Annotated in this window: 26 protein-coding genes and 2 tRNA genes; 10 read left to right on the top strand and 18 right to left on the bottom strand. The window is 73.0% G+C overall.

What is annotated here, in order from left to right; genetic code table 11:
- Positions 1-100: 100 nt before the first annotated feature.
- Positions 101-1,081, bottom strand: coding sequence for a DUF5937 family protein (locus tag ACIBBA_RS31710; RefSeq protein ID WP_396702305.1), 981 nt, complete (start codon positions 1,079-1,081; stop codon positions 101-103).
- A gap of 75 nt (positions 1,082-1,156) precedes the next feature.
- Here ACIBBA_RS31710 and ACIBBA_RS31705 point away from each other — a divergent pair, with 75 nt between their 5' ends.
- The 6 genes from ACIBBA_RS31705 to ACIBBA_RS31680 all read left to right on the top strand — a co-directional run bounded on the left by ACIBBA_RS31705 (position 1,157) and on the right by ACIBBA_RS31680 (position 8,117).
- Positions 1,157-2,431 carry an MFS transporter gene (locus tag ACIBBA_RS31705; protein ID WP_396702303.1) on the top strand — a complete coding sequence of 425 codons (1,275 nt, stop codon included), beginning with the start codon at positions 1,157-1,159 and terminating at the stop codon, positions 2,429-2,431.
- Positions 2,432-2,554: 123 nt separating this feature from the next.
- Complete coding sequence (locus ACIBBA_RS31700) at positions 2,555-3,136, top strand: hypothetical protein (RefSeq protein WP_396702301.1); 582 nt, start codon at positions 2,555-2,557, stop codon at positions 3,134-3,136.
- Between the two features lie 98 nt (positions 3,137-3,234).
- Positions 3,235-3,915 carry a response regulator gene (locus ACIBBA_RS31695; protein ID WP_396702299.1) on the top strand — a complete coding sequence of 227 codons (681 nt, stop codon included), beginning with the start codon at positions 3,235-3,237 and terminating at the stop codon, positions 3,913-3,915.
- A 10-nt stretch (positions 3,916-3,925) separates the two neighbouring features.
- Entirely contained in the window at positions 3,926-5,455 is a 1,530-nt protein-coding gene (locus tag ACIBBA_RS31690; RefSeq protein ID WP_396702297.1) for an ATP-binding protein, read from the top strand.
- Positions 5,452-6,366 (top strand): Gmad2 immunoglobulin-like domain-containing protein, encoded by a 915-nt coding sequence (locus ACIBBA_RS31685; RefSeq protein WP_396702295.1) that lies wholly within the window; start codon positions 5,452-5,454, stop codon positions 6,364-6,366. The genes ACIBBA_RS31690 and ACIBBA_RS31685 overlap by 4 nt, the downstream gene beginning before the upstream one ends.
- Positions 6,367-6,626: 260 nt before the next feature.
- Positions 6,627-8,117 carry an MFS transporter gene (locus tag ACIBBA_RS31680; protein ID WP_396702293.1) on the top strand — a complete coding sequence of 497 codons (1,491 nt, stop codon included), beginning with the start codon at positions 6,627-6,629 and terminating at the stop codon, positions 8,115-8,117.
- A gap of 52 nt (positions 8,118-8,169) precedes the next feature.
- On the opposite strand, the gene ACIBBA_RS31675 is transcribed toward ACIBBA_RS31680, so the two are convergent.
- Positions 8,170-8,472, bottom strand: coding sequence for a hypothetical protein (locus tag ACIBBA_RS31675; protein WP_396702291.1), 303 nt, complete (start codon positions 8,470-8,472; stop codon positions 8,170-8,172).
- 26 nt (positions 8,473-8,498) lie between these two features.
- Positions 8,499-9,233: an SDR family oxidoreductase gene (locus ACIBBA_RS31670; protein ID WP_396702289.1), complete on the bottom strand. Its 735-nt coding sequence runs from the start codon at positions 9,231-9,233 to the stop codon at positions 8,499-8,501.
- A 138-nt stretch (positions 9,234-9,371) separates the two neighbouring features.
- On the opposite strand from ACIBBA_RS31670, the gene ACIBBA_RS31665 reads away from it, so the two are divergent.
- Positions 9,372-10,196 carry a helix-turn-helix transcriptional regulator gene (locus tag ACIBBA_RS31665; protein ID WP_396702287.1) on the top strand — a complete coding sequence of 275 codons (825 nt, stop codon included), beginning with the start codon at positions 9,372-9,374 and terminating at the stop codon, positions 10,194-10,196.
- A 74-nt stretch (positions 10,197-10,270) separates the two neighbouring features.
- On the opposite strand, the gene ACIBBA_RS31660 is transcribed toward ACIBBA_RS31665, so the two are convergent.
- From ACIBBA_RS31660 to ACIBBA_RS31650, 3 genes are all read right to left on the bottom strand, one after another.
- Positions 10,271-11,470: an RtcB family protein gene (locus tag ACIBBA_RS31660; RefSeq protein WP_396702285.1), complete on the bottom strand. Its 1,200-nt coding sequence runs from the start codon at positions 11,468-11,470 to the stop codon at positions 10,271-10,273.
- Positions 11,471-11,504: 34 nt separating this feature from the next.
- A tRNA-Gly gene (locus ACIBBA_RS31655) sits at positions 11,505-11,578 on the bottom strand.
- Positions 11,579-11,612: 34 nt separating this feature from the next.
- Positions 11,613-11,684: transfer RNA gene (locus ACIBBA_RS31650), tRNA-Glu, on the bottom strand.
- Between the two features lie 396 nt (positions 11,685-12,080).
- Here ACIBBA_RS31650 and ACIBBA_RS31645 point away from each other — a divergent pair.
- Positions 12,081-12,692, top strand: a complete 612-nt coding sequence (locus tag ACIBBA_RS31645) for a DUF6058 family natural product biosynthesis protein (RefSeq protein ID WP_396702283.1) — start codon at positions 12,081-12,083, stop codon at positions 12,690-12,692.
- A 46-nt stretch (positions 12,693-12,738) separates the two neighbouring features.
- On the opposite strand, the gene ACIBBA_RS31640 is transcribed toward ACIBBA_RS31645, so the two are convergent.
- Entirely contained in the window at positions 12,739-13,164 is a 426-nt protein-coding gene (locus ACIBBA_RS31640; protein ID WP_396702281.1) for a VOC family protein, read from the bottom strand.
- A gap of 92 nt (positions 13,165-13,256) precedes the next feature.
- Here ACIBBA_RS31640 and ACIBBA_RS31635 point away from each other — a divergent pair, with 92 nt between their 5' ends.
- Positions 13,257-14,219 carry a helix-turn-helix transcriptional regulator gene (locus ACIBBA_RS31635; RefSeq protein WP_396702279.1) on the top strand — a complete coding sequence of 321 codons (963 nt, stop codon included), beginning with the start codon at positions 13,257-13,259 and terminating at the stop codon, positions 14,217-14,219.
- A gap of 36 nt (positions 14,220-14,255) precedes the next feature.
- Positions 14,256-15,077 (top strand): alpha/beta hydrolase, encoded by an 822-nt coding sequence (locus tag ACIBBA_RS31630; RefSeq protein WP_396702277.1) that lies wholly within the window; start codon positions 14,256-14,258, stop codon positions 15,075-15,077.
- A gap of 7 nt (positions 15,078-15,084) precedes the next feature.
- Here ACIBBA_RS31630 and ACIBBA_RS31625 read toward each other — a convergent pair whose 3' ends face one another.
- From ACIBBA_RS31625 to ACIBBA_RS31575, 11 genes are all read right to left on the bottom strand, one after another.
- Entirely contained in the window at positions 15,085-15,591 is a 507-nt protein-coding gene (locus ACIBBA_RS31625; RefSeq protein ID WP_350874721.1) for a DinB family protein, read from the bottom strand.
- A gap of 92 nt (positions 15,592-15,683) precedes the next feature.
- The gene (locus ACIBBA_RS31620) at positions 15,684-16,493 is read right to left on the bottom strand and encodes a M15 family metallopeptidase (protein ID WP_396702340.1); all 810 of its coding nucleotides are present in this window, start codon (positions 16,491-16,493) and stop codon (positions 15,684-15,686) included.
- 229 nt (positions 16,494-16,722) lie between these two features.
- Positions 16,723-17,688 (bottom strand): alpha/beta hydrolase, encoded by a 966-nt coding sequence (locus ACIBBA_RS31615; RefSeq protein ID WP_396702274.1) that lies wholly within the window; start codon positions 17,686-17,688, stop codon positions 16,723-16,725.
- 52 nt (positions 17,689-17,740) lie between these two features.
- Positions 17,741-18,055 carry an antibiotic biosynthesis monooxygenase gene (locus ACIBBA_RS31610; protein ID WP_350874718.1) on the bottom strand — a complete coding sequence of 105 codons (315 nt, stop codon included), beginning with the start codon at positions 18,053-18,055 and terminating at the stop codon, positions 17,741-17,743.
- A gap of 143 nt (positions 18,056-18,198) precedes the next feature.
- A complete protein-coding gene (locus tag ACIBBA_RS31605; protein WP_396702272.1) occupies positions 18,199-18,426 on the bottom strand; it encodes a hypothetical protein in 228 nt (75 codons plus the stop codon).
- Positions 18,423-19,475 carry an RNA-guided endonuclease InsQ/TnpB family protein gene (locus ACIBBA_RS31600; RefSeq protein ID WP_396702270.1) on the bottom strand — a complete coding sequence of 351 codons (1,053 nt, stop codon included), beginning with the start codon at positions 19,473-19,475 and terminating at the stop codon, positions 18,423-18,425. Before ACIBBA_RS31600 ends, ACIBBA_RS31605 begins: the two co-directional genes overlap by 4 nt.
- Positions 19,476-19,493: 18 nt before the next feature.
- The gene (locus tag ACIBBA_RS31595) at positions 19,494-19,640 is read right to left on the bottom strand and encodes a helix-turn-helix domain-containing protein (RefSeq protein ID WP_396702268.1); all 147 of its coding nucleotides are present in this window, start codon (positions 19,638-19,640) and stop codon (positions 19,494-19,496) included.
- 76 nt (positions 19,641-19,716) lie between these two features.
- Entirely contained in the window at positions 19,717-20,208 is a 492-nt protein-coding gene (locus tag ACIBBA_RS31590) for an acetylxylan esterase (protein ID WP_396702266.1), read from the bottom strand.
- 7 nt (positions 20,209-20,215) lie between these two features.
- Positions 20,216-22,594, bottom strand: coding sequence for a glycoside hydrolase family 3 N-terminal domain-containing protein (locus tag ACIBBA_RS31585; RefSeq protein ID WP_396702264.1), 2,379 nt, complete (start codon positions 22,592-22,594; stop codon positions 20,216-20,218).
- A 92-nt stretch (positions 22,595-22,686) separates the two neighbouring features.
- Positions 22,687-23,550, bottom strand: coding sequence for a carbohydrate ABC transporter permease (locus ACIBBA_RS31580; protein WP_396702262.1), 864 nt, complete (start codon positions 23,548-23,550; stop codon positions 22,687-22,689).
- Between the two features lie 2 nt (positions 23,551-23,552).
- Entirely contained in the window at positions 23,553-24,392 is an 840-nt protein-coding gene (locus ACIBBA_RS31575) for a carbohydrate ABC transporter permease (protein ID WP_396702338.1), read from the bottom strand.
- Between the last annotated feature and the right edge of the window lie 179 nt (positions 24,393-24,571).

The following is a 24,571-nucleotide window of genomic DNA, read 5'->3' as shown; positions in this document are numbered from 1 at the left end:
CCTGGTTCCCGGACGGCCGTGCCGCCATCCATTGACATGCGTGAATGTTAATCGGCCGCTGTCGATATGCGACATAGCGGATACGTCATACCGCGTGCCGTCAGCGGGTGGCAGCGCCGGTCGCGGCGAGCAAAGCCTCCGCGGCTGTGGTCCGGGCGTAGAGCACGAAGCGACCGGCCCGATGGGCGCCGACCAGCCCGGCGTCGCGCAGCGCGCCGAGATGCGCGGATACGGTGCCCGGGGTCAGCCGGCAGCGCTCGGCCAACTCCGTGGTCGAGGTCGGCACCGCCAGCTCGTGCAGCAGTGCGGCCCGGGTCTTCCCCAGCACCCGGGCCAGCCCGCGGCCTGGCGATAGCGGGTCCCGTTCCCAGAGCGTGGCCACCGCGCGGGCCGGGTAGCGCAGCACCGGCTGGCCCGGCGAGCCGAAGTTCGACCAGACCCGCGGGCCGCAGAAGACCGAGGGGACGAGCAGCAGCCCTCGCCCGTCCAGCCGCACCGCACCGGAAAGCACCAGGTGCTCCACGTGCAGGGTGTCGCCGTCCAGCCGGACGTACGGGTCGAGGTGGTTCAGCAGGCTCTGCACCCCGTCGGTGGCCATTCGTCGCGCCCCGAGCAGCACCTCCCGCTCCAGCAGCGTCCGCATCCTCGGCCAGTACAGCCCGATAGCGGCATCGGCGTACGCCCGGACGACCTCCGCCAGTCGACGCAGGCCCTCCGTCGGGCAGGCGTACAGCTCGGCCACCCGAGGCGACCGTGGCCCGGGTACGCGGTCCAGCTCGGCCCGGACCACCTCGGCCGGCGTGGCGGCGAGGGTGGCCAGCTCGACGTCGAGCGTCGGCTGTGAGGTGGACGGGGGTGGGCACACGAACCCCGGAATGATGCCGGTGGGCATCGACACCAGGTCGGTGAGGAGCCGCCAGTCCACCGTGGCCAGGCGTGGCCGGGCCCGCTCGACCCAGGGCAGGTGCTCCGGGAACCACTGGGGCCGCGTGATGATCCGGACGCTGCCGACCGCCTCCCACAGCGGCGACACCGCGAACCGGGTCGTCGCCAGGTCCCGCGCGTTCAGTCCGACCAGCATCATCGGCGCCTCCGTTGGATTTGACAGGCGCCAAATCTATCGCCGCCGGCAGGCCGGGCCGGCACGGTGGGCGGCATGACGACCGCCTCCACGGCGACGGCTGCCGGCCACCGTCCGGCCGGCCGCTGGCCGCGCCCCTTTCGGCTGCTCTACACGGCGACGGTCGTGCACGACGTCGGCTTCCACGTCAGTCACCTGGCCGTGCCGGTGCTCGCCGTCTCCGTGCTCTCCGCCAGCCCCGGCCAGGTGGGGTTGCTCGGCGCGCTGAGCACCGCCGCGTTCCTGCTGATCGGCCTACCGGCCGGGGTCTGGATCGATCGCTGGCCCCGCCGTACCGTGCTGGTCGGCGCGGACCTGCTGCGCGCGGCACTGGTCGCCTCGGTGCCGGTGGCCTGGTGGGCCGGTTGGTTGACCATTCACCAGCTCTACGTCGTCGTGCTGCTGAGCGGTGTCGGCGCCGTCTTCGCGGACGTGGCGGCGCAGAGCGTCCTACCCGAGCTGGTCGGCCGGGACCGGCTGGTCGCGGCGAACGCGCTGCTGATGACCACGAGCGGCACGCTGCAGATCGCCGGACGCGGGCTCGGCGGTCTGGTGGTGCAGGCACTCACCGCGCCGGTCGCGATCGTGGTGGACGCGGTCGGCTTCGCGGTCGCCGCCGCCGTCCTCCGCCGGATCCCGACGCCGCCGCGGACGACGCCGACCCGGCGACGCGGCGGATTCGGTCGGCAACTCGGCGCCGGCGTCCGGCACGTACTCGGCAACCCGCTGCTGCGCCCGCTCGCCGTCTCGACCGCGAGCATCAACCTGACCATGCAGCTGACCACCACGATGCTGCCCGTCGTCTTCCTCCGCGACCTGGGCCTCGGTCCGGCCACGCTGGGGCTGTTCCTCGCCGCAGGCGGGGTCGGCGCGTTGCTCGGGGCGGTGAGCGCCCGACCGATCGCGCGGCGGATCGGCCACGGCCGCGCGCTCTGGCTGCCCGGACTGCTCGTCGCGCCGCTCGGCCTGCTCGTCGCACTGGTCGACACCGGCCCGATGCTGTGGCTTGCCGGCGTCGGTTGGCTCGTGCTGGCCTGGCGGACCGGCATCGGCAACGTCGTCGGGGTGAGCCTGCGGCAAAGCGTTACCCCCGACGCGCTGCTCGGGCGGATGAACGCCACCTTCCGGTTTCTGCTCACCGGGGCGCTCACCGTGGGCGCCGCGGTCGCCGGGTTGCTGGCCCAGTACGTCGACGTGCGCACCTCGCTCCTGGTCGGCGCGGTCGCCAACGGGCTCACCTGGCTGCCGGTCCTCTGCTCACCGCTGCGGGCGCTGCGCTGCCCGCCGGCGGCGACATCGGACGTCGGCTGACCGGACGCGTTGTTACCCGGGTGTTACGGCACGGCGAAGCTGCTGCCGCGCAGGGCCTCCACCGTGGATCCGACGACGCCGGCGACGAGGCCGGACCGCGCAACGGATCGAGGGGAAACGACGATGAGGATCAGGAGCGCACTGACGGCACTGGCCGTCCTGGTCGCCGGCCTGGTGGCCGGCGCGGGCACCGGCACGGCGGCCACCACCAGCCGGGCGGCGGCCACCGGGGCGCCGTACTGCGGGATCACCTGGGGCAGCGGGGAGAAGGCGGCCGGCACGCTGAGCAGCGCCCCGCTGACCGACGTGCGTACCGGCCGGCACGAGTGCTACGACCGGGTGGTGTTCGAGTTCGCCGGGCCGGTGAACGGCTACACGGTGGGCTACGGCGAGACGTGGACCGAGGGCGAGGGGCTGGCGCTGTCGCCGTACACCGCCGGTGGCGCGCTGCTGCGAGTCTCCCTCCAGGCCCCGGCGTACGACGACGCGCACGTGGGCACCGTGCCGTACCGGGTGGGCGAGCACGCGGCCAACGTGCTGCGCTACCAGACCCTGCGGGACGTGGTCTTCGGCGGCAGCTTCGAGGGCTACAGCACCTTCGCCGTCGGCGTGCGGGCACGGCTGCCGTTCCGGGTCTTCGTCCTGGCCGGCCCCGGTACGCACAGCCGGATCGTGCTGGATGTGGCGCACCAGTGGCAGGAGTGAACCACCGCGCGGACGAGGGTCCGGCACCGGCCGGGCCCTCGTCATCGTCCGTTGCGCCAGGGCTCACCGGCGTCGCCCGGGGCTACGCTGGTGGCGTCATGGACGGCCGCGTGCTGCTGGTCGAGGACGATGCCTCCATCAGGGAGGTCACCGCCCTCGGGCTGCGCCGGGCCGGTTTCCGGGTCGACACCGCAGTCGACGGCCGGGCGGCGCTCGCCGCCTGGCGGGCGCAGCCGGTGGACCTGATCGTGCTGGACGTGATGCTGCCCGGCCTCGACGGCCTGGAGGTCTGCCGCGAGGTGCGGCGCAGCAGCCCGGTACCGATCCTCATGCTCACCGCCCGCACCGACATCATCGACGTGGTCGTCGGCCTCGAGTGCGGCGCCGACGACTACCTGCGCAAGCCCTTCGACCTGCCGGAGCTGATCGCCCGGGTCCGGGCGGTGCTGCGCCGGGCCAGCGCGCCGGCCGAGCGCGGCACGCTCACCGTCGGCGACCTGGAGATCGATCCGGCCAGCTTCGTGGTCCGCAAGGACGGTCGGGAGTTGCCGTTGACCGCCACCGAGTTCCGGCTGCTGCTGGAGCTGGCCCGCCGCCCCGGCCAGGTCTTCACCCGCGAGATCCTGCTCGATCGGGTGTGGAACCACAGCTATCTCGGCGACTCCCGGCTGGTCGACGTGGCCGTGCAGCGGCTGCGCGCGAAGGTCGAGGAGGACCCGGCTCACCCCCGGCTCATCCGGACCGTACGCGGGGCCGGCTACAAGCTGACGACGCCGTGAGTGTGACGCGATGGCCGCGGACCGCGTACCCCCGGGCCGGCTCCGCCGCCGGCTGACCATCGCGTTCGTGCTCGTCGCCGGGGTCTCCGCCGGGCTGCTCGCCGGCGGGTCGTACCTGCTGCTGTGGCAGACCCGGCTGGACGCCTCGGTCCAGCAGGCCGCGGCCGACGCCCGCTACCAGCTCGTGCTGGCCGCCCAGTTCCAGCCGCTGACCGAGCAGCGCCGCGCCGACCTGCTGCGCAGCTTCGAGGCGAGCGGCCGGCACGTCCTGCTGGCCGACGGCGACGACGTGCGGGCCGCCAACCCCGCGTTCGCACCGGCGCTCGGCGCGCCGCTGCGGGCCACCGTCGCCGGCGGCGAGCTGGGCTACGAACGCTCCGCGCCGTCGGCCCGGCCGCGCCTGCTGGTGGTCGGCGGCCGGATACCCGGGTCGAGCAGCGAGCTCTACGTGGTCACCGCCGAGGAGGACCTGCTCGCCGACCTCGACCAGCTGCGCACGGCGCTGCTCGCCGGCTGGGCCCTGGTCGTGCTCACCGCGGCCGCCGTGGGGCACACCCTGGCCCGGCGGACCCTGGAGCCGGTCGGACGGGCGAGCCGCGCCGCACAGGCGGTCGCCGAAGGGCTGCTCGCCACCCGGCTGCCGGTCCGCGGCCGCGACGAGTTCAGTGTCTGGGCCGCGTCGTTCAACGGCATGGCCGAGGCGCTGGAGGCGAAGATCCATGCGCTGTCCCGAGCCCAGGCCCGGGAGCGGCGGTTCACCGCCGACGTCGCCCACGAGCTGCGTACCCCGGTGACCGCCCTGGTGGCGGCGGCCTCGCTGCTGCGCGACCACCTCGACCAACTGCCCGGCGACGCCCGCCGGGCGGCGGAGCTGCTCGTCGCCGACGTGGTCCGGCTGCGCCGGCTGGTCGAGGACCTGATGGAGATCTCCCGGCTGGACGCCGGGCAGGAGCCGCTCGCGGTCCAGCCGGTGGATCCGCTCGCCCTGCTGCACGCCCTGGTCGGGGCGCACGGCTGGCGCGACCGGGTGGTCGTCGCCGGTGGGCCGGCTCCGCTGCGCACCGACCCGCGACGGCTGGAGCGGGTGCTGGCCAACCTGGTCGGCAACGCGGTCGAACACGGCGGCGGCGAGGTCCGGGCCGGCGTCGAGCGGGACGGGCCGAGCGTCGTCTTCGACGTCGCCGACCGTGGACCCGGCATCCCCGCCGCACACCTGCCCCGGCTCTTCGACCGCTTCTACAAGGTCGACCCGGCCCGCTCCGGCCGGGGCAGCGGGCTCGGGCTCGCCATCGCGCAGGAGAACACCCGACTTCTCGGCGGCCGGCTGACCGTCCGCAGCGAGCCGGGATTCGGCACGCTCTTCCGACTCGCGCTGCCCGCCGCCGGGCCGGACGCCCCCGACCCGCCCGCCAATACGCAGCCCGCCGGGCCGGACGCTTCCGACCCGCCCGCCGGGACGCAGCCCGCCGGCCCGTCCGCCACATCGCACGAGCCCCGGGGCGGCGCCGCGGATCCGGACGCGCGGGAGGCGGCCCGATGAGACGACCACTCGCCAGCCTGCTGCTGATCTGCGTGCTGCTGCCCGCCGGTTGCGCGCCCGCGCGCTCCGGGTCGCTGGGTCCGGCCCCCACGGCGGCACCGCCGACGTCCGCCCCGGCCACGCCGACCCCGACCGCCGACGTGGCCACGTCGCCGCCCGCCCCGGCCACGTCCGGCGCTGCGCCGGCATCACCGGTCCCGCCGCCGGTCGGTGGCGACCCCGCTCCCGCCGGCACGATCACCGTCGAGCTCTGGTTCGTCCGCGACGGACGGCTGGCACCCACCCGACGGACCCGGCCGAGCACCCCGGCCACCTCGCGGCTGGCGCTCGCCGAGCTGGCAGACGGCCCCACCGGCGCGGAGGCGGCCACCGGCCTGAGCACCCTGCTGTCCGCCGGCGCCGAACCGGTCGGGGTGGCCGGCGGGGTCGCCACCGTCCGGCTGCCGTCCACCGCCGGTGACCTGGCGACCCGGCGGCTGCGTCAGGCGCAGGTGGTGTGGACGCTCACCCAGTTCCCCACCGTGCGGCGGGTGCGCTTCGACCCACCGGCCGAACCCGCCGACGGCCCGGTCGACCGCACCGACTACGCCGGCCTGCTGCCGCCGATCGTGGTGACCGGCCCGGCCATCGGCCAGCGGATCGGCAGCCCGCTGACGGTCGCCGGAACGGCCGACGTGTTCGAGGCCACGGTGAGCGTCCGGCTCCTCGACGCGGACGGTCGGGAGATCGCCACCACCTTCACCACCGCCACCTGCGGCACCGGCTGCCGAGGTGACTACCGGGTGGCGCTCGCGTGGCGGGTCGCCCGAGAGCAGCGCGGCACCGTCGAGGTCTACGAGGTCTCCGCGCAGGACGGCTCGCGGGTGAACGCGGTCAAGGTGCCGGTGACGCTCGTCCCCACCGGCCGCTGAGCCGTCGGCGGGTGACCCGGTTGGACACCTTGCGGCACGGATATCCCAAGCCGCTGCGCGGACCGGATGCGGCCCGCTAGCGTCGGATCCGAAGTCGTTTCGCGGGTACGGCGCCAACGGGGTGGGCAGCCGCGGGCCCGGCCCGGCCCGGCCCGCCGACGGGACCTCGCTGACCGGGGTCGTCCGTGCTTCCCGCTCCGCCCCGCCTGACCGTCCCCGGCGCACAGAGCCGGCACCGAGTCCGCACGGAAGGCTTCACCATGCCCGGAGCAACCTCGACCTCCCCCGGTGCCCCCGACGCGGAGACGACGACCGGGGGGCACCCGCGGCGCTGGGTCGCGCTGGCGGTCATCGCGATCGCCCAGCTGATGGTCGTGCTGGACGCCACCATCGTGAACATCGCGCTCCCCCACGCCCAGGCCGACCTGCGCATCAGCGACGCCGACCGGCAGTGGGTGGTCACCGCGTACACGCTGACCTTCGGCGGTCTGCTGCTGCTCGGCGGGCGGATCGCCGACTACTGGGGCCGTAAGCGGGCCTTCCTGGTCGGCATGGTCGGCTTCGCGGTCGCCTCCGCCATCGGCGGCGTCGCCAACACCGGCGAGATGCTCTTCGCCGCCCGCGCGCTGCAGGGCGCGTTCGGCGCGCTGCTCGCCCCAGCCTCGCTGGCGCTGCTCACCGTGCTCTTCACCGAGACCCGGGAACGGGCCAAGGCGTTCGCCGTGTACGGCGCGATCGCCGGCGGCGGCTCGGCGGTCGGCCTGCTCCTCGGTGGCGTGCTCACCGAGTACGCCTCCTGGCGCTGGTGCCTGCTGGTGAACATCCTGATCGCCGCGGTGGCGCTGGCCGCCGCGATCCCGCTGGTACCGGAGAGCCGGGCGCACGGGAACACCCGGTACGACGTACCCGGCGCGGTCGTCGTCACCGCCGGCCTGGTCAGCCTGGTCTACGGCTTCACCAGGGCCGCCGAGGACGGGTGGCGCGCCACCAGCACCCTCGCGTTCATCGCGGTCGGCCTGGCCCTGCTGGCCGCGTTCGTGGTGATCGAGCTGCGCTCCGGGCATCCCCTGTTGCCGATGCGGATCCTGCTGGACCGCAACCGCGGCGGGGCTTACCTCACCTCCACGCTGATCGGTGCCGGCCTCTTCGGCGCGTTCCTCTTCCTGACCATCTACTTCCAGGTCGTGCTCCGGTACACCCCGCTGGAGGCCGGGCTGGCCTCGCTGCCGGTGACCGCCGGCGTGCTGATCGCCGCGGGCGGCGCGAGCCAGCTGCTGCCCCGGATCGGGGCGAAGCCGCTGATGCTGTCCGGCGCGGTCCTCGCCGTCGTGGGCATGGCGGTGCTCACCCAGGTCGAGGCGGACACCTCGTTCGTCACCCACCTGCTGCCCGCCCAGTTCATCCTCGGCCTGGGCCTCGGCTTCACCTTCGTGCCGTTGTCCAGCCTCGCCCTGTACGGGGTGCCCGAGCACGACGCGGGTGCGGCCAGCGCCACGCTCAACGCCACCCAGCAGGTCGGCGGCTCGCTCGGCACCGCGCTGCTGAACACGATCTACACCAGCGCGGTGGCCGGGTATCTCACGAACCGGGTGCCGGACCAGACCAACCAGGTCAAGGCGTTGGTTCACGGCTACTCGACGGCGTTCGTCTGGGCCGCCGGCCTGATCCTGCTCGCGGGTCTGGCCACGCTGGTGCTGGTCCGGGTCCGCCGCGAGGACGTCCCCACCGGCGGCGCGGTGCACATGGGCTGAACCCGCGGCCCCCGGCGGTCACCCCCGGGCTGGTGGCCGCTGGGGATGCGTCTCAGACCGAGTGTTGCAGCACCGGGACGATGCGGAAGTCGACGCTGCCCTGGTCGATCGTCGCGTGCACCGGCGAGGCGGCCATCTCCGTCATGACCCCGGACGCGCTGCGCCGCCCGTCGGCCGCGGTCTCCCAGGCCACGATATCGATGATCGTGCCGTCGTCGCCCTGCGCGATCCGACGCCAGCGGAAACCGGGCTGGCGCCGGACGTAGTCGTTGATGTCCGCGTTGGCCGCGACGAAATCGGCCCCGGTGAGGCCGGCGACAAGCCGGAACGTGGTCACTTCGAGCGCTTCAGCCATGGCAGTGCTCCTTCTCCTGGACGTCGTCAGCCCAGCGCGGTGGGGCGGACGACCAACTCGTTGACGTCGACGTCGCCGGGCTGGGCAACCGCGTAGCCGATCGCGTCGGCCACCGCGGCGGCCGGGATCGCCAGGCTGTCGGAGGCGGCCCGCACGGCGGCCCGCACCTGCGGGTCGCCGCCGTGTTCGAGGAGTTCCGACCGGGTGTAGCCGGGGCTGACGACGGTAACCCGGATGTCCCGGTTCTCCTGGCGCAATCCTTCCGACAGTGCCCGGACGGCGTACTTGGTCGCGCAGTAGACCGCGGCCGTCGGGTCGACCCGGTAGGCAGCCGTCGAGCCGACGTTGACGACGTGGCCGGCACCTCGGGACCGCATCAGCGGCAGGACGGCCGCGATGCCGTGCAGGGTGCCCCGCAGGTTCACATCGATCATCTGGTTCCACTCGTCGACCCGCCCGGCGTCGAGCGTCGACAGGGGCATCACACCGGCGTTGTTGACCAGTACGTCGATGCGCCCGTGCCGCTCGTACGCGCCATCGGCGAAGGCCCGCACGCTGTCCAGGCGGGTCACGTCGAGCTCCTGGTGCTCGGCCCTGCCGCCGGCGGCGCGTAGCTCGGAGACCAGGACGGCGAGCCGGTCGACCCGCCGGGCGCCGAGCACGACGTGGTGGCCGTCGGCGGCCAGCCGGCGCGCGGTGGCCTCGCCGATGCCACTGCTCGCGCCGGTGATGAGGACGATCTTGGATGCTGGGGTGTTCATGGGGACTCCTGATCGGTTCGGCCAGCTGTGGGTGGCTGGGGTCAAGGATCAGGCGGTCGCCGGGCCGGGAGAAGGCCGTGTCTTCCTGGGTGCGCCGCACCCTGGCAGTTGGCCGACGAGGCGACCTACGCTGGTCGGATGCCAGCGGCCACCAGCAAGCTCGGGGAGTTCCTGCGGGCCCACCGCGCCCGGGCCGACCCGACGGACGTCGGTATGCGTGGCGGTGGCGACCGCCGGGTGCCCGGGCTGCGCCGCGAAGAGGTCGCCGTGCTGGCCGGGGTGAGCGTCGACTACTACGCCCGTCTGGAGCAGGGCCGGGAACGGCATCCCTCGCCGCAGCTCCTCGAGGCGATCGGGCGGGCTCTCCGGCTCGACGGCGACGCCCGCGGCCATGTCTTCCGGCTTGCCGGGCTCCATCCCAGCCTCGCCCTGAACAGCTCCCGGGACCTCGTCCACCCGGCGTTGCGGCAACTGCTGGACGCGTTTCCCGCCTCGGCCGCCTACGTGCTCAGCCCCGCGTTCGACGTGCTCGCCAGTAACGGCGTCGCCGCCGCGCTGCTCTCGCCGTTTCCCGGCATGGACAACATGGTCCGGGTGCTGTTCCAGCACCCGCAGGCGCGCGCCGTGTTCGTGGAGTGGCCGACCCTGACGGAGAACGTCGTTCACGCCCTGCGGCTGAACGCGGGCCACTACCCGGACGATCCGGACATCCGCGCGCTCGTGGCCGAACTCCGGCAGGCCTCACCACGGTTCCGGTCGTTGTGGGCGGACCAGACCGTGCGCGGGCTGACCCGACTGTTCAAGGTCTTCGTCCACCCCGAGGTCGGCCGGGTCGAGTTGACCTATCAGAGCTTCGACGTCCGCGACGCCCCCGGTCAGCAACTGCTCGTCGGCACGCCGGAGCCGGGGAGCCGCAGCGCCCAGGCCCTCGCCTACCTGGCCGGCATGCACGTCGCGGCCTGACCAGGCCGGCCCCTCAACCGACCTGGTCCGCCGCGCGCAGCAGGCACGGGTGGCGGCCGCAGCCGCCACCCGGCTCAACCCTTCACGCAGACTACCTGCTTGAGGTGTGCGACCACCTCGACCAGGTCCTCCTGCTGGGCCATCACCTCGGTGATGTCCTTGTAAGCGCCGGGGATCTCGTCCACCACCCCGGCGTCCTTGCGGCACTCCACGCCGGCCGTCTGCGCCGCAAGGTCCTCGGTGCTGTAGGTCCGCTTCGCCTGCGCCCGGGACATCCGACGACCCGCCCCGTGCGAGGCGGAGCAGTAGGCGTCCGGGTTGCCCTTGCCGCGCACGATGTACGACCCGGTGCCCATCGAGCCCGGGATGATGCCCAGGTCTCCCTTGCCGGCCCGGATCGCGCCCTTGCGGGTGACCAGCACCTCCACCCCGCCGTAGCTCTCCTCCGCCACGTAGTTGTGGTGGCACGAGATCGGCTCGTCGTAGCCCACCTGCGGGAAGCGTTCGCGGACCACCTCGCAGAGCACGGCGAGCATCATCGCCCGGTTACGCCGTGCGTACTCCTGCGCCCACCACAGGTCCCGGCGGTACGCGGCCATCTCCGGCGTGCCGGCGAGGAACACCGCCAGGTCCCGGTCGGGCAGGTCGGTGTTGTGCGGCAGCCGCCGCGCCACCGCCATGTGCCGCTCGGCCAGCTCCTTGCCGATGTTGCGGGAGCCGGAGTGCAGCAGGAGCCACACCCGCCCCTCGTCGGCCCCGCCCTGCTCCAGGCAGACCTCGATGAAGTGGTTGCCGCCGCCGAGGGTGCCCAGCTGCCGCTGCGCCCGGACCTCCAGCTGGGCCACGCCACGATCCAGGTCGGCGAAGCGCCGCCAGAAGTCGTCCCAGCCGCGCTGCTCCAGGCCGTGTACCCGGCGCGGGTCGACGGGCCGCTCGCGCTGGGCGAACCCGACCGGGATGGCGGCCTCGATCGCGGAGCGCAGCCCGGCGAGGTCGTCGGGCAGGTCGGCGGCGGTGAGCGAGGTCCGCACGGCGGACATCCCGCAGCCGATGTCGACGCCGACCGCCGCCGGCGACACCGCCTGCCGCATCGCGATGACCGAGCCGACCGTGGCGCCCTTGCCGAAGTGCACGTCCGGCATCACCGCGACACCCTCCACCCAGGGCAGCGTGCCGATGTTGCGCAGCTGCCGGGCGGCCTGCGGCTCGATGCCGTACGGGTCGGTCCAGACCCGGACCGGCGCCCGGGTGCCGACCAGCGGGGTGTAGCCCATCGTCGTCTCCTCATCTCGTGCGTGACGGTGTCGGAGCGGCTGGCCGGATTCGAACCGGCGATCTTCACCCTGGCAAGGTGACGCGCTGCCTGGCTGCGCTACAACCGCGATGCGGTACGACGCCCTCGTGGCGTGGTACGCGTAGGCCGTACGGGATTCGAACCCGTGACCTCCCGGGTGAGAACCGGGTGAGCTTCCGCTGCTCCAACGGCCCGTGCCCGGGCGGGGGACCCCCCGCCCCGCCCGGATCCGGGGTCACGGACGAAGAAGCCGCCCGGACCCCGGTGGGGTGGGCGGCTGCGCGTGCGCGCTGGCGCTAGTCGCGCCGCCTCCCCCGACGCCGGCCCGAACCGGACCGGCGCCCACCCAGGGCTGGTTCGCCGGTGAAGGCCGACGCACCACCGCACGGCACAGGCCGTGTGGTTCGGGTATTGGTGCGCTGCGACACGACGTACTCCCTGGCTCTGGTCAGTTGACCTTGCACGGATGACGGTATGCGGGCCGACGGGCCGCGGCAATCGATATTCACCGCAGGCGACGTTTCGGCCGGGACCGCACGGTCCGGCGGCTAGCGTGCCCGTGGCGGTGCTGGTCCCACGGGGAGGCGATGGTGGATCTGAAGCAGCAGGTGGCGGACAGGTTCCGCGAGGTCAACGGGGAGCATCCGATGACCATTGCGGACGACGCGTACGTCAGCCGGCAGTTCGTGGTGCTCGACGACCTCTGCGCGGCCCACGGCCGCGACCCCCAGCAGGTACGCCAACTGATGCTGGAGCGGCGGTTGCCGCTGCCGGGCTATCTCCGCTCGGATGGCGCGCAGATGGTGCCCGCCGACCTGTTCGCCCTGGCCGACCAGGCCGGCGGTCCGGAGCGGCTGGCCGACTGGTTCGCCGCGCACTGGGCGGATCGGGCTGTCGGCGAGGCGGAGTGGGACGCCTACCTCGACGGTCAGTATGTATGTCTGCACTCGGTCACGCCGGGCACCATCGTCCGGAAGACCGAGCTGGTGGCCGCGATCTCGGCCGCCGCCGCTGAGCTGGACGCCAACCCGGTGCGCGACGCGGACACCGACGACCGCCTGGCCCGGCTCCACGCGCTGGTCGACGAACTGGACGCCCTGGAACCCGCGTTCACCGGATATGACCGGCTCCGGTTCGGCGGTCCGACCTCGCGGGACCGCTGCGTCGACGCGGTCCGGGTACGCCACCCGCGCCGGCGCTGAGCGCGGCGCGCCGGGCCGGCGGCTCAGGCCACCGACCCGGCCGGGCTCACCGCCCGGGTCGCGCAGCGAGCATCTCGAGGTAATGCGGATTGCGCATGACGCCGAGGATGTTGCCGAAGGGGTCCACCACCGAGGCGGTGACGAAATCTCCCTCACCGCGCGGGGTGGGCGGCTGGTGCTCGCGGGCCCCGGCCTTGAGCAGGGTCGCCACCGTGGCGTCGAGGTCGTCGACGTGCCAGTAGGCGATCGCGCCGCCGGGCGCGGCCGACGGCCCGTCCGGGGCGTAACGGCTGTCGATCAGGCCCAGCTCGTGCTGATAGTCGCCGAGCCGGAACTCGTAGTACGCCGGCCGGCCCGCGCCGTCGCGCACCTCGTAGTACGGCTCGACGCCGAACAGGTCCGCGTACCAGTCCTTCGCGGCGGTCAGGTCGGCGGCCCAGAAGCTGACGGTGGCCAGTCCTCGCAACTGCATGGGATTTCCTCTCGTCGGTCGATTCCGCTGACTTCGACGCTACGAGGGCTTGCGGAACGTGTGGTTCCGCAATTGCTGGCAGACTCGCTGACATGCTGGAAACCTCGGTTCGGCTGCTGCGGTTGCTGGCCCTGTTGCAGGACGGGCGGGACCGCTCCGGCCCGGATCTCGCCGCCCGCCTCGACGTGACCACCCGGACCGTCCGCAACGACGTCGAGCGCCTGCGCGTCCTCGGTTACCGGATCGACTCCCAGCCGGGCACCGGCGGTGGCTACCGGCTCGGGGCCGGCTCGGAGTTGCCGCCGCTGCTGCTCGACGACGACGAGGCGGTCGCCGTCGTGGTCGGCCTGCGCGCCGCGGCCGCCGGCACCGTCTCCGGCATCGAGGAGACCTCGCTGCGGGCGCTGGCCAAGCTCGAGCGGTCGCTGCCCTCTCGGCTGCGGCACCGGGTGGACGCCCTGCGGGCGGCGACGGTCTCCGCCGCCGGCGGCGGACCGACCGTCGACGCGGCCACGCTGACCGCCGTCGCGACGGCCATCCACCGCCGCGAGCGGCTGCGCTTCGACTACGTCGGGCACGACGGCGCGGGCAGCGTGCGCACCGTGGAGCCGCACCGGCTGGTCTACACCGGACGACGCTGGTACCTGCTCGGTTGGGACCCGGACCGCGCCGACTGGCGTACCTTCCGGGCCGACCGACTCCGGCCGCGGATCCCGACCGGCCCGCGCTTCGCGCCCCGGGAGCCGCCGGGCGGGGACGCGGTCGCGCACGTGCTACGCGGCGTCGGCTCGGCGGCCTGGCCGCACCCCGCGCGGGTACGTCTGCACGCGTCCGCCGCCGTGATGGCGCAGCGGTTGCCGGCCACGGCGGGGGTGCTGGAGGCGGTCGACGAGCGGAGCTGCCTGTTGCAGACCGGCGGGGAGTCGCTGGCCAACCTGGCCGCCTTCCTGGGCACCCTCGACGTGCCGTTCGAGGTGCTCGACCCGCCGGAGCTGCGGGACCTGCTGCGCCAGTTGGCCGGCCGCTACGCCGCGGCGGCCGACGCCGGCCCGTAGCGCTGACCGCCGCCGCGGCGACTACCGTTGGCGTTCGTGGCCCTGATGCGCGTCGACTTCTACTCCGAGGTGCTGACCCTCAGCACGTCGATGACCGTGATCCTGCCGCAGCGCACGTCGTCCCAGATCGGACTCTCCGGTGGGACGACCGACGGCGACCCGCCGGTGCTCTACCTGCTGCACGGGCTGACCGACGACGACACCATCTGGCTGCGCCGTACCGCCATCGAACGGTACGTGGCGCCGCTCGGGCTCGCCGTGGTGATGCCCCGGGTCGCCCGCAGCTTCTACACCGACGAGGCGCACGGCAACCGCTACTGGACCTTCCTCAGCACCGAGCTTCCGCAGCTGTGCCGGTCGTTCTTCCGCCTCTCCGACCGCCGCGAGGACACCTTCGTCGCCGGCCTCTCGATGGGCGGCTACGGCGCGGTCAAGTGGGCGCTGCGCGAGCCGGCCCGGTTCGCCGCCGCGGCCAGCCTCTCCGGGGCGCTCGACGTCGCGCACCGGCACCGGCACCCGACCAACCCGATCGATCCGGCGGTCTGGCACACCGTCTTCGGCGACCGGCCGGTCGCGGGCAGCGACGACGACACCGTCGCCCTGCTCGACCGGGTGCCCGACGCCGACCGGCCGGCGCTCTACGTCGCCTGCGGCACCGAGGACTTCCTGTACGAGGACAACCTGCGTTTCGTCGACGCGGCGCGGGGGCGGGGCGTGCCGCTCACCGTCGACTTCTCCCCCGGCAGTCACGACTGGGCGTACTGGGACGCGAAGATCCAGGACGTGCTCGCCTGGCTGCCGTTGCGGGCCGCCCCGGACACGGCCGCCGCCACGTCGGTCAGCGGCGCGACGGACTGAGCCGGCGTCAGGCGCCGACGGTGCCGTCGATCGCCTCGCGCAGGAAGTCGGCGTGCCCGTTGTGCCGGGCGTACTCGTGGATCAGGTGCAGCATCACCAGCCGCAGCGAGACGTCCTCGCCGGACTTGGCGTGGTGGGCGGTGACGTCCAGCGACTCCGCCTCCCGCTCGATGCGCCGGGAGTGCTCCACCTCCCGCCGCCAGGCGGCGAACGCCTCCGTCCGGCTCGCCGAGCGGGCGTCGTACGCCTGCTGGAAGTCGCCGGTGCTCGACCACACCAGCGGGATGTCCTCACGGTTGATGGTCCGCCGGAACCAGGCCCGCTCGACCTCCGCCATGTGCCGCACCAGCCCGAGCAGGGAGAGCGTCGAGGGTGGCGACGACTGCATCCGCAGCTCCTCGTCGGAGAGCCCGTCGCACTTCAGCGCGAGCGTCGCCCGGTGATAGTCGAGGAACGCCCGAAGCATCTCCCGTTCCCCGCCGGTCACCGGTGGGCCGATCCGCTCCGTGGTCACTGTGGTCTCCCTTCCGTCCGGCCGGTTCGTCCGCCCCGCCGTCACGCAGCCGATCATGCCGGGTCCCCGCCGTGCCGGCGGGACCGGTCGGTTCAGCCCACCGAGGACCGGGCCACCGGGGCGTCGAAGTAGCGGTTCGGGTGCGGCTCGGCCTGGAGGCGGTAGTGCCACCACTCACGGTCGTAGTTGACGAATCCAGCGTCGGTCATCAACCGTTTCAGCAGCATGCGGTTCTCCCGAGCGGTGCCGGTGATCCTCGGGTCGGCGGTGTGCGCCCGGCTGTCGAAGCAGTCGAAGCCGGTGCCCATGTCGACGCTGTTGTCCGGGAACCGCTGGGCGCGTGGCGCGGTGCACGCCACCAGAGGCTGGCCGGGCACGTACGGCGGCTGGCTGGCGGCGGGCACGTCGACCAGGGTCAGGTCCAGCGTGCTGCCCCGGCTGTGCGCGGTGGGCGCGCCGATGTAGCCCTCGTCGAAGAGCCGGGACTTGGCCACCCGCGGGTAGAACTCGGCCTTCGTCTGCTGTTCGCCGGGGCGCTTGGCCCAGGCGACGAAGTCGTCGACGGCCGGCACCGGGCGGTAGCAGTCGTACACCTTGAGGCTGTGCCCGCCGGCCAGCGCGGCGTCCTGGACCCGGCGCAGCGCTTCGGCCGCCTCCCGGGTGAGCAGGCAGAGCGGCTCGGCGTAGCCGGTGATCGGCCGGCCGACGAAGTTGTGCGGGGTCGCGTAGCGGATGTCGCTGCCGATGCGGGGGTCCACGTCGCCGAGCACCACGAAGCCAGGCAGTCGGGCCGCCGACCGGCTGGTGGCCGGCGAGGCGGACGGGGTGGGGGCGGCCGGCGTCGGCGCCGGGCGGGGCTCCGGTCGCGAGCAGCCGGCGAGCGGCACGGCCAGTGCGAGCAGGGCGACGGCGGCCCGGGCCCGCAGCGGCAGTGAACCCCGGCGGGCTGTCGCCGCGCCGGGGTCCACCGGGCCGCTCAATCGGTCTGACCTGCGCACCCGTCCTGTCTACCAGTCCGCCCCGGGTGCTGCGCCGGGTCGGCGACCACCAGCCGCGACACCCGACAGCCGGGCCGGTGCCGCCGGGTGAACCGCGACGAACTCGGCGCGGCAGCCCCGGCGGGAACGGCCGCTAGGCGTCGGAAGCGTGGTTGAGGATCCGAGCGAGCCAGTCGTTACGGGTCCGGCGCGCCGCGGCCGAGACCTGCGCCTGCGGATACAGCGCGTCGAACCCGTGGAATCCACCCGCCCAGATGTGCAGCTCCACCTGGCCGCCGGCCGCCCAGATCCTGCTGGCGTAGTCGACGTCCTCGTCGCGGAAGACCTCGGCCGAGCCGACGTCGATGTAGCTGGTGGGCAGGCCCGAGAGGTCGTCGGCCAACGCCGGTGACACGTAGCTGGACACGTCGGCGTCGGCGAGGTCGCCGAGGACCGACCGCCAGGCGAACTCGTTCATCTCACGGGTCCAGACACCGGAGTCGCCCGCGTACTGCCGGCTGGAGGTGGTGCTGTTGCGGTGGTCGAGCATCGGGTAGATCAGCATCTGGGCCGCGATCGCCGGGGTGCCGTGGTCGCGCGCCATCAGGGTGAGCCCGGCGGCGAGGCCACCGCCCGCGCTGGCGCCCGCGACGACGACGCGGCTGGGATCGATGCCCAGCTCCTCGGCGTGCCCGACGGCCCAGCGCAGACCGTGCAGGCAGTCGTCGACCAGGGTCGTGCCGGTCGCCTCCGGCGCCAACCGGTAGTCCACGGAGACCACGACGGCGCCGAACAGGTCGAGCCACTCCAGCGGGATGTCGATGTTCGAGAAGCGGTCGCCCATGACCATGCCGCCGCCATGGATCCAGTAGACGCACGGGGCCGCCGTGGCACGATCCCCGGCGGGAGTGAAAATCGACAACGGGATCTGCGCGCTGTCCGGGCCGGTCACGATGACCTCTCGCCGGTCGACCGCGCGACCGTCCAGGAGGGTGTCGACCGGCGTCGGCGGGAGTTGGCGGAGCTGCGCGAGCACCTCGGCGTCGAGCCGGGGCATGAGCTGCATGTCGGCGAGCAGCGGGCGCAGCTCGGGGTCGATGTCGGGTCGGGCGAGTTTCACGCTGGGTTCCCTTCGAGGGTGATCAGGGAAGAAGGAAGGATCGATCTGCCGGTCAGCGGTCTGCGAAGGCGGCCTTGCCGCCGACCGGCACCTCGTCGAGGTACCGCGACTCGCCGGCGAGCAGCGGCTGGAGCTTCGCGACCAGCGCGGTGGCGCCCTCCGTCGCGAAGAACCTGCGGTGGGCGGCTTCGCTGGTCCAGCCCTCGGTGACGTGCACGACGTCGCGGTTGGCGGCGGAGCGACCGACCAGGAAGACGACGCAGTCCTCGTGGGTCATGGCGGGCGCGTCGAGCAGGAGTTCGACCAGCTCGTCGCCCTTGCCGGGCTGGGCAGTCATGGTGGCGTGGAAACCGTGGTGGACGGGCATCGGAGCAGATCTCCTCGATCGTGGAGCCGCTGTGCGCTCCTGGGATATCGACTCACCCATCAAACCGCCACGACCAGTGGAAACCCTAGATCGATGCTCCCTGCCTCTTGCCTGATCCTACCTATGAAGGGAGAAATGACGACTCAGCCGCGGGTCACGCCCAGCTGCTCGTCGAGGAACCGCAGCGCCGCCGCGTCGTCGTCGATCCCACCGCCCTCGTAGCCGTTGTACCGCCATACCGACAGCTCCGTCGCCCCCGCGTGCGCGTTGACGGCGGCGAAGACCGTCGACGGCGGCGGCGACACCACCTCGTCCTTGACCTCCTCCCCGCGGCTGAAGCCGGGGGAATCCCGTGGCTGAGGCGTGTTCACGCCGCGGCCTGTTCGGGTGGTTGGCGCTTCACAGACCGCCCAACGGCGAGGTCTCCACGCCCTGTCACCGCCAGCCCGGCGGCGAGGATGTTCTTGGCCGCATTGACGTCGGCGTTGTCCTGGTGCCCGCAGGCTACGCACCGGAAGACCACTTGGCTCTCGCGGGACTCCCGGGCAATGCGCTTGCAGGCGTGACAGGTCTGCGACGTGTACGCGGGGTTGACCTTGACGACCTCCGCCCCGTGGTACCGCGCGGCATGCTCCAGCTTGAGCAGGAATCCGCCCCAGCCTTTGGCGAGGATGGCCCGATTCAGGCCAGCCTTCTGCCGCACGTTGCGCCCGGGTTTCTCGACGGTGCCCTTGGCGCTGGCGGTCATGTTCTTGATGTGTAGGGCCTCGACGGCGACCAGGCCGTGCTCGCGGACGAGCCGCACGGCGCTCTGCGCGGCGAAGTCGGCCCGCCGGTCACGAATGCCGGCGTTGAGGCGGGCGAATTCGGCGCGGACAGCGTCGCGGCGCCTCGATCGACGATCGTGGCCGTGCACGCGCAGCGACCGCGACAGCCGTTGCTGCAACCGCTTGAGCCTCACCGCCTCGCCGCAGGTGACGAACTCCCGGTCGTACGCCTCGCCGTGCGAGGTGGCGACCGCCACGGCCACACCTCGATCGACTCCGATCGGCGCCTTGCCGTTCGGCGCCACCTCGCTCACACCGTCCTCGACACAGAACGAGATGTACCAGCGCCCCCCGGACCGGCTGACGGTGGCATAGCGGACGGAGCCGCCGAGCGGCCGGGTCCAGCGCAACCGCACCGGCCCGAACTTCGGCAGGCGCACCTCACCCCACCGCCGATTGAGCCGCCGCACCGTGATGTGGTGGCGGTCGGGGAACCGGAACGACGGTGCGGTGCGCGCCTTGGACCGCCACCGCACCTTCCACGTGCCGTGCCTCTTGCAGGCCCGTTCCAGGTCCCGCAGCGTCTGCTGAAGCGTGTGCGACGGGGCGTCGGCGAGCCACGCGCAGAGCGGGTCCTTCTTCGCCTCCGCCAACTGCCGGGCCTGCTCGACCTAGCCGATGAACGCGCCACGTCGGCGGTACTCACGGCGCTGCTCCAACGCCGTGTTCCACACCGCCCGACAGACCGCCCCCACCTTCTCGGCGTAGACAGCCTGCTCGTCAGTGAACGCGATCAGATAACGGCGGCCGGTCAGCATTCAGAAGGCGCATTGGAAGACGACGTTGCCGTTCAACCGCAGCGTGACGGACACCCAAAGAGCATACAACCTATCGTTATCTACCGTGCGTCCAAATTGACCCGCTAACCCCACGGCTAAAGCCGGGGGTCTGCGCGCTATTCATTTCGATCACCCCGGGCCCCTGCGGACCGGCGGGGTCCGGGGTGTCGCCGCGGCTCCACCCCGAACCCTGCCCCCGCGTGTCCATCTGCAGGTGCGCGAACCCGGCTGCCACCCAGAGCAGGTTCTCCAGCGGGTGCCCGCGCCCGCCGCCGTAACCGGCGTACTGCACCACCGTCGGCAGCGGGGCCTGAGCGCCGCGGGGCACCCGCAGCCAGGCCCGAACCGGTTGGCCGGCGAAGCCGGAGAAGGTCACGTCGAGGACCTCGATGCCGGCCAGCCGGGTGGCCACCGGCTCGGTGTGGACCTCCGAGCCGGCGGGCCGGGCCTCGGCCAGGGTGTCAGCCCAGAACCCGTCGAAGTCGGCCGGTTCCCGCACGTCGCCGCGATACCCGCGGAGCTGCTCCTCGGGCAGATCGGTGTACATCGGGCGCTCAGTCCACCACCGGCGTGGCGGTGAACACCGGGTGCATCCGCCGGGTGTGGTCGACGTGGCGCGCCGGCCCGCGCAGTGCCACCTGCGCGACCAGCCGGGGCTCGGTGCTGGACGCGGCGAGCCGCAGCTCCAGCTCGCCCGGCTCGACGACCCGCCGCCCGTCGCGTCCCGTGAACGAGAAAACGTCGGCCGGCACGGCCAGCGCGACCCGGCAGGACGCGCCGGCCTCGAGCGGCACCCGCAGGTAACCGATCAGTCGCTGCACCGGCTGCACCACCGAGGCGACCGGGTCGTGCGCGTAGACCTGCACCACCTCGCTGCCCCACCGGGCGCCGGCGTTGCGCAGCGTGAACGCCAGTCGCAGCTCACCGTCGGTCTGCGCGACCGCCCGTTCGACCGTCAGCTCCGACCAGTCGAACGTGGTGTAGGTGAGCCCGTGCCCGAAGCCGTACGCCGGGGAGGGGTCGACGTTGGAGACTTCGCTGGCCTGCCCGAGCCGGGCGGCGAGGTAGGTGGTCGGCTGGCCGCCGGTGCTGCGGGGCACGCTGACCGGAAGCCGCCCCTGCGGCTCGACCCGCCCGCTGAGCAGCCCGGCGATCGCCGGAAGCCCCTCCTCGCCGGGGAAGAAGGACTGCACGATGGCCGCCGCCTCGTCGAACGCCCGGCCCAGCGCGTACGGCCGGCCGGCGATCAGCGTCACCACCACCGGCGCGCCGGCGTCCAGCAACGCGTCGAGCAGCTGCTGCTGCACGCCGGGCAGGGCCAACGACTCCGCGTCGCATCCCTCACCGCTGGTGCCCCGGCCGAAGAGCCCGGCCCGATCGCCGAGGGCCGCGATCACCACGTCGGCGCCTCGGGCCGCCTCGACGGCCGCGGCGAACCCGTCGGTCTCTGGGCCGTCGACGCTCGCGCCGGCCGCGACGACGATCTCGCTGCCCGGGAATTCGGCACGCAGCGCCTCGGCGAGGGTGGGCAGCTCGATCCCGACCGGAATCTCCGGATGGTGGGCACCGACGTGCAGCGGGAACGAGTAGCAGCCCAGCACGGCCGTCGGGTTGTCGGCCTGGGGCCCGACCACCGCGATGCGCGCGGGCCGGGACAGCGGCAGGGCGCCGTCGTTGCGCAGCAGGACGACGGCCTGCTCGGCCACCTCGCGGGCGAGCGCCCGGTTGGCCGGCGGGTCCAGCTCGACGCTGCCCCGCACCGCCTCGGGGTCGGCGAGGTCGATGCCCTCGAGCGCCGGCGGCACCGGGTCCCACCCGGCGTCGAGGAGCCCGAGCTGCGCCTTCTGCAGCAACACCCGCCGCAGTGCCCGGTCGACCAGCGCCTCGGGCACGTGACCGGCGGCGAGCGCCGCGTGCAGCGGCTGGCCGAAGGTCTTCACCGTCGGCAGCTCGACGTCCACTCCGGCGGCGAGGGCCGCGCCGGCCGCCTCGCTCCAGCTGCCGGCCACCCCGTGCAGGGTGTGCAGGAAGGCGATGCCGAAGTAGTCGGCGACCACCGTGCCGGTGAACCCCCAGGTCTCCCGGAGCAGGCCGGTGAGCAGCTCCTCGTCGGCCGCCGACGGCACCCCGTCGGTGTCGGTGTAGGCGTGCATCACCGACCGCACGCCGCTCTCCCGTACCGCCATCTCGAACGGTGGCAGCATCACGTCGGCCCGCTCCCGCTGGCCCATCCCGACCGGCGCGTGGTTACGCCCGGCCCGGGAGGCGGAGTAGCCGACGAAGTGTTTGAGGGTGGCCACCACGCCGGCTGACTCCAACCCCTGGATGTACGCGGTGGCGACCGTGCCCACCAGGTACGGGTCCTCGCCGACGGTCTCCTCGACGCGCCCCCAACGGGCGTCGCGGACCACGTCGAGCACCGGCGCCAGCCCCTGGTGCACACCGAGGCGGCGCAGGTCCGCACCGATGAGGGTGGCCATCCGCCGGATCAGACCCGGGTCGAAGGTGGCCCCCCAGGACAGCGGCACCGGGTACGCGGTCGCGCCCCAGGTGGCGAAGCCCGCCAGGCATTCCTCGTGGGCCAGGGCCGGGATGCCGAAGCGGTTGGCGGCGGCGATGCGTTGCTGGGTCCGCACCAGCGAGAGCGCGCCCAGCGCCGGGTCCACCGGTGCGGTGCCGAACGGCCGGGTCAGCTGCCCCAGCCCGGTGGCGAGCAGCTCGTCGAGGTCGACCGGCTCCTCCATCTCGTGCTGGTGGGGCGCGACCTCACCGCCGTCGGCGGACGCGCCCACCCACACGCCGTAGAGCTGCGCCACCTTCTCCGCGAGAGTCATCTCGGCGATCAGGGCGTCGACCCGGGTGTTCAGGTCGAGTGACGGGTCGTTCCAGATCGCGGTGCCAGGTTCGATGTCCAGAGTCACGTTGTCGGTCACTTTCCTCCGACGCCCATCGGCCCCCGTACGAGGGCCCGCTGGGCGAACAGGTAGACGGTCATGTTTCGCCTCTCTGTGCGTACCGGTGCTGCTCAGCCCTTCACCGCACCCTGCAGGCCACCGACGATCTGCTTCTCTGCGAAGGTGAAGAAGAGAAGTGCCGGCAGCATCGCCAGCGAGGTGAACGCGAGGATTCCCGCGGTGTCGGAGGTGTACTGGCTGGAGAAGTTCTGCACGCCCAGCGGCAGGGTGTGCAGATCGGCGTCGCCGAGCACGAGCAGGGGCAGGAGAAAGGCGTTCCAGCTCGCCACGAACGCGAGAACCCCGACGGTGACCAGCGCGGGCCGGGACAGCGGCAGCATGATGCGCCACAGGAATCCCAGCCGACCGGCACCGTCGATCGCGGCGGCGTCCTCCAACTCGCGGGGGACGGCGGCCAGGAAGGGACGCAGGATCACGATCGTGAGCGGCAGCGAGAAGGCGACCTGCGGGAGGATCACCGCGTAGTAGGAGTTGATCAGGTTGAGGTCGCGCAGCATGAGGTAGAGCGGCAGGATCGCCGCCCCGGAGGGGAAGAGCAGGCCGAGGGTGAAGAAGGTGTAGAGCGCCTCCCGGCCGCGGAAGGCGTACCGGGCGAGCACGAACGCCGCGCAGACACCGAGCAGCACGACGGCGAGCGTGGTGCCCAGTGCGATCACCGCGCTGTTGAACGCCTGCTGCCAGAAGTCGCTCTGCGTCAGCACCCTGGCGTAGTTGTCCCACACCCACGGGTCGGGCAGGCCGGCCGGGTCCGCGATGATCTGCGGGGTGGTGCGGAAGCCGCCGACGATCACGTAGACCACCGGGGCGATCGAGACGGCGGCGATCGCGAGGGCCAGCCCGTAGGTCAGCGGACTGCCCCACGAGAACGGGCGGCGGTTCGGCGACGAGGGGGACGTCAGGGCGTTCTCGGCCACGGTCAGTTCCTCCTTCCGGTGACGGCGCCCTCGATGTCGCGACGGAGGAGGAAGCGCTGGAACAGCAGCGCCGCGATGAACGAGATGGCGAACAGGATCACGGCGACCGCGTTGCCGTAACCCCAGAGCCGGGCGAAGAAGCCGTTGTCCACCATGTAGGTGGCCATGGTCGCCGAGGCGCCGAGCGACCGGACCGCGGGCACCGAGGTCACCCAGATCACCTCGAAGGCCTGCAGCGAGCCGATCATCGACAGGAACATCCAGATCCGGATCGTGGGGCCGAGCAGCGGAAACATCACGTGGCGCTGCGTCTGCCACCAGCTCGCGCCGTCGATCGCAGCAGCCTCGGTCAGCTCGGGCGGCACGTTCGACAGGCCGGCGAGCAGGAGGATGATCGCGAAGCCGACGTACTTCCAGGTGAGGACGAACAGCATCGTCCAGATCACGACGTCGAGGTCGGCGAGCCACGCCTGCACGAAGCTGCCCAGGCCGATCTGCTTGAGCAGGGCGTCGACGGTGCCGCCGCCGGTGAGCAGCAGCTTCCACATGATGCCGACGGTGACCTCGGCGAGGACGTACGGCACGAACACGAGCAGGCGGAACACGGCGCGTCCGCGGAAGCGACGGTTGAGCAGCAGGGCCACCGCCAGGGCGAGAGGGCCCTGGATCACCAGCGACCCCACCACGATGATGGCGTTGTTGCGCAGCGCGTCCAGGAAGACCGGGTCCTGGAAGGCGAGGACGTAGTTGTCGTAACCGACGAACTCGGTCGGGGGTCCGACTCCGCGCCAGCGGAAGAGACTGTAGTAGACCGCGAACCCCATCGGCACCAGCACGAACATCACGTAGACGACGATCGCCGGCGTGGTGAGCCCGATGATCTCGTACCACTTGCGTCTGGTCTCGGCCGCCCGGGCGGACGAGCGCCGGGCCGGCCGGGGGCCCGGGGGGGGGGGGGGGGGGGGCGCGCGCCCCGCGGGGGGGGGGGGGGGGGGGGGGGGGGGGTGGGGGGGCGGGCCGG

This window comes from Micromonospora sp. NPDC051006, from assembly GCF_044456245.1.
In the GTDB taxonomy this organism is placed as follows: domain Bacteria; phylum Actinomycetota; class Actinomycetes; order Mycobacteriales; family Micromonosporaceae; genus Micromonospora.
This window is presented reverse-complemented; position numbering and strand designations above follow the sequence as displayed.

Coding starts and splice junctions, on each gene's coding strand:
- ACIBBA_RS31710 (WP_396702305.1), bottom strand. CDS start 1,081: ATGCTGGTCGGACTGAACGCGCGGGACCTGGCGACGACCCGGTTCGCG.
- ACIBBA_RS31705 (WP_396702303.1), top strand. CDS start 1,157: ATGACGACCGCCTCCACGGCGACGGCTGCCGGCCACCGTCCGGCCGGC.
- ACIBBA_RS31700 (WP_396702301.1), top strand. CDS start 2,555: ATGAGGATCAGGAGCGCACTGACGGCACTGGCCGTCCTGGTCGCCGGC.
- ACIBBA_RS31695 (WP_396702299.1), top strand. CDS start 3,235: ATGGACGGCCGCGTGCTGCTGGTCGAGGACGATGCCTCCATCAGGGAG.
- ACIBBA_RS31690 (WP_396702297.1), top strand. CDS start 3,926: ATGGCCGCGGACCGCGTACCCCCGGGCCGGCTCCGCCGCCGGCTGACC.
- ACIBBA_RS31685 (WP_396702295.1), top strand. CDS start 5,452: ATGAGACGACCACTCGCCAGCCTGCTGCTGATCTGCGTGCTGCTGCCC.
- ACIBBA_RS31680 (WP_396702293.1), top strand. CDS start 6,627: ATGCCCGGAGCAACCTCGACCTCCCCCGGTGCCCCCGACGCGGAGACG.
- ACIBBA_RS31675 (WP_396702291.1), bottom strand. CDS start 8,472: ATGGCTGAAGCGCTCGAAGTGACCACGTTCCGGCTTGTCGCCGGCCTC.
- ACIBBA_RS31670 (WP_396702289.1), bottom strand. CDS start 9,233: ATGAACACCCCAGCATCCAAGATCGTCCTCATCACCGGCGCGAGCAGT.
- ACIBBA_RS31665 (WP_396702287.1), top strand. CDS start 9,372: ATGCCAGCGGCCACCAGCAAGCTCGGGGAGTTCCTGCGGGCCCACCGC.
- ACIBBA_RS31660 (WP_396702285.1), bottom strand. CDS start 11,470: ATGGGCTACACCCCGCTGGTCGGCACCCGGGCGCCGGTCCGGGTCTGG.
- ACIBBA_RS31640 (WP_396702281.1), bottom strand. CDS start 13,164: ATGCAGTTGCGAGGACTGGCCACCGTCAGCTTCTGGGCCGCCGACCTG.
- ACIBBA_RS31635 (WP_396702279.1), top strand. CDS start 13,257: ATGCTGGAAACCTCGGTTCGGCTGCTGCGGTTGCTGGCCCTGTTGCAG.
- ACIBBA_RS31610 (WP_350874718.1), bottom strand. CDS start 18,055: ATGCCCGTCCACCACGGTTTCCACGCCACCATGACTGCCCAGCCCGGC.
- ACIBBA_RS31595 (WP_396702268.1), bottom strand. CDS start 19,640: ATGCTGACCGGCCGCCGTTATCTGATCGCGTTCACTGACGAGCAGGCT.
- ACIBBA_RS31590 (WP_396702266.1), bottom strand. CDS start 20,208: ATGTACACCGATCTGCCCGAGGAGCAGCTCCGCGGGTATCGCGGCGAC.
- ACIBBA_RS31575 (WP_396702338.1), bottom strand. CDS start 24,392: ATGTTCGTGCTGGTGCCGATGGGGTTCGCGGTCTACTACAGTCTCTTC.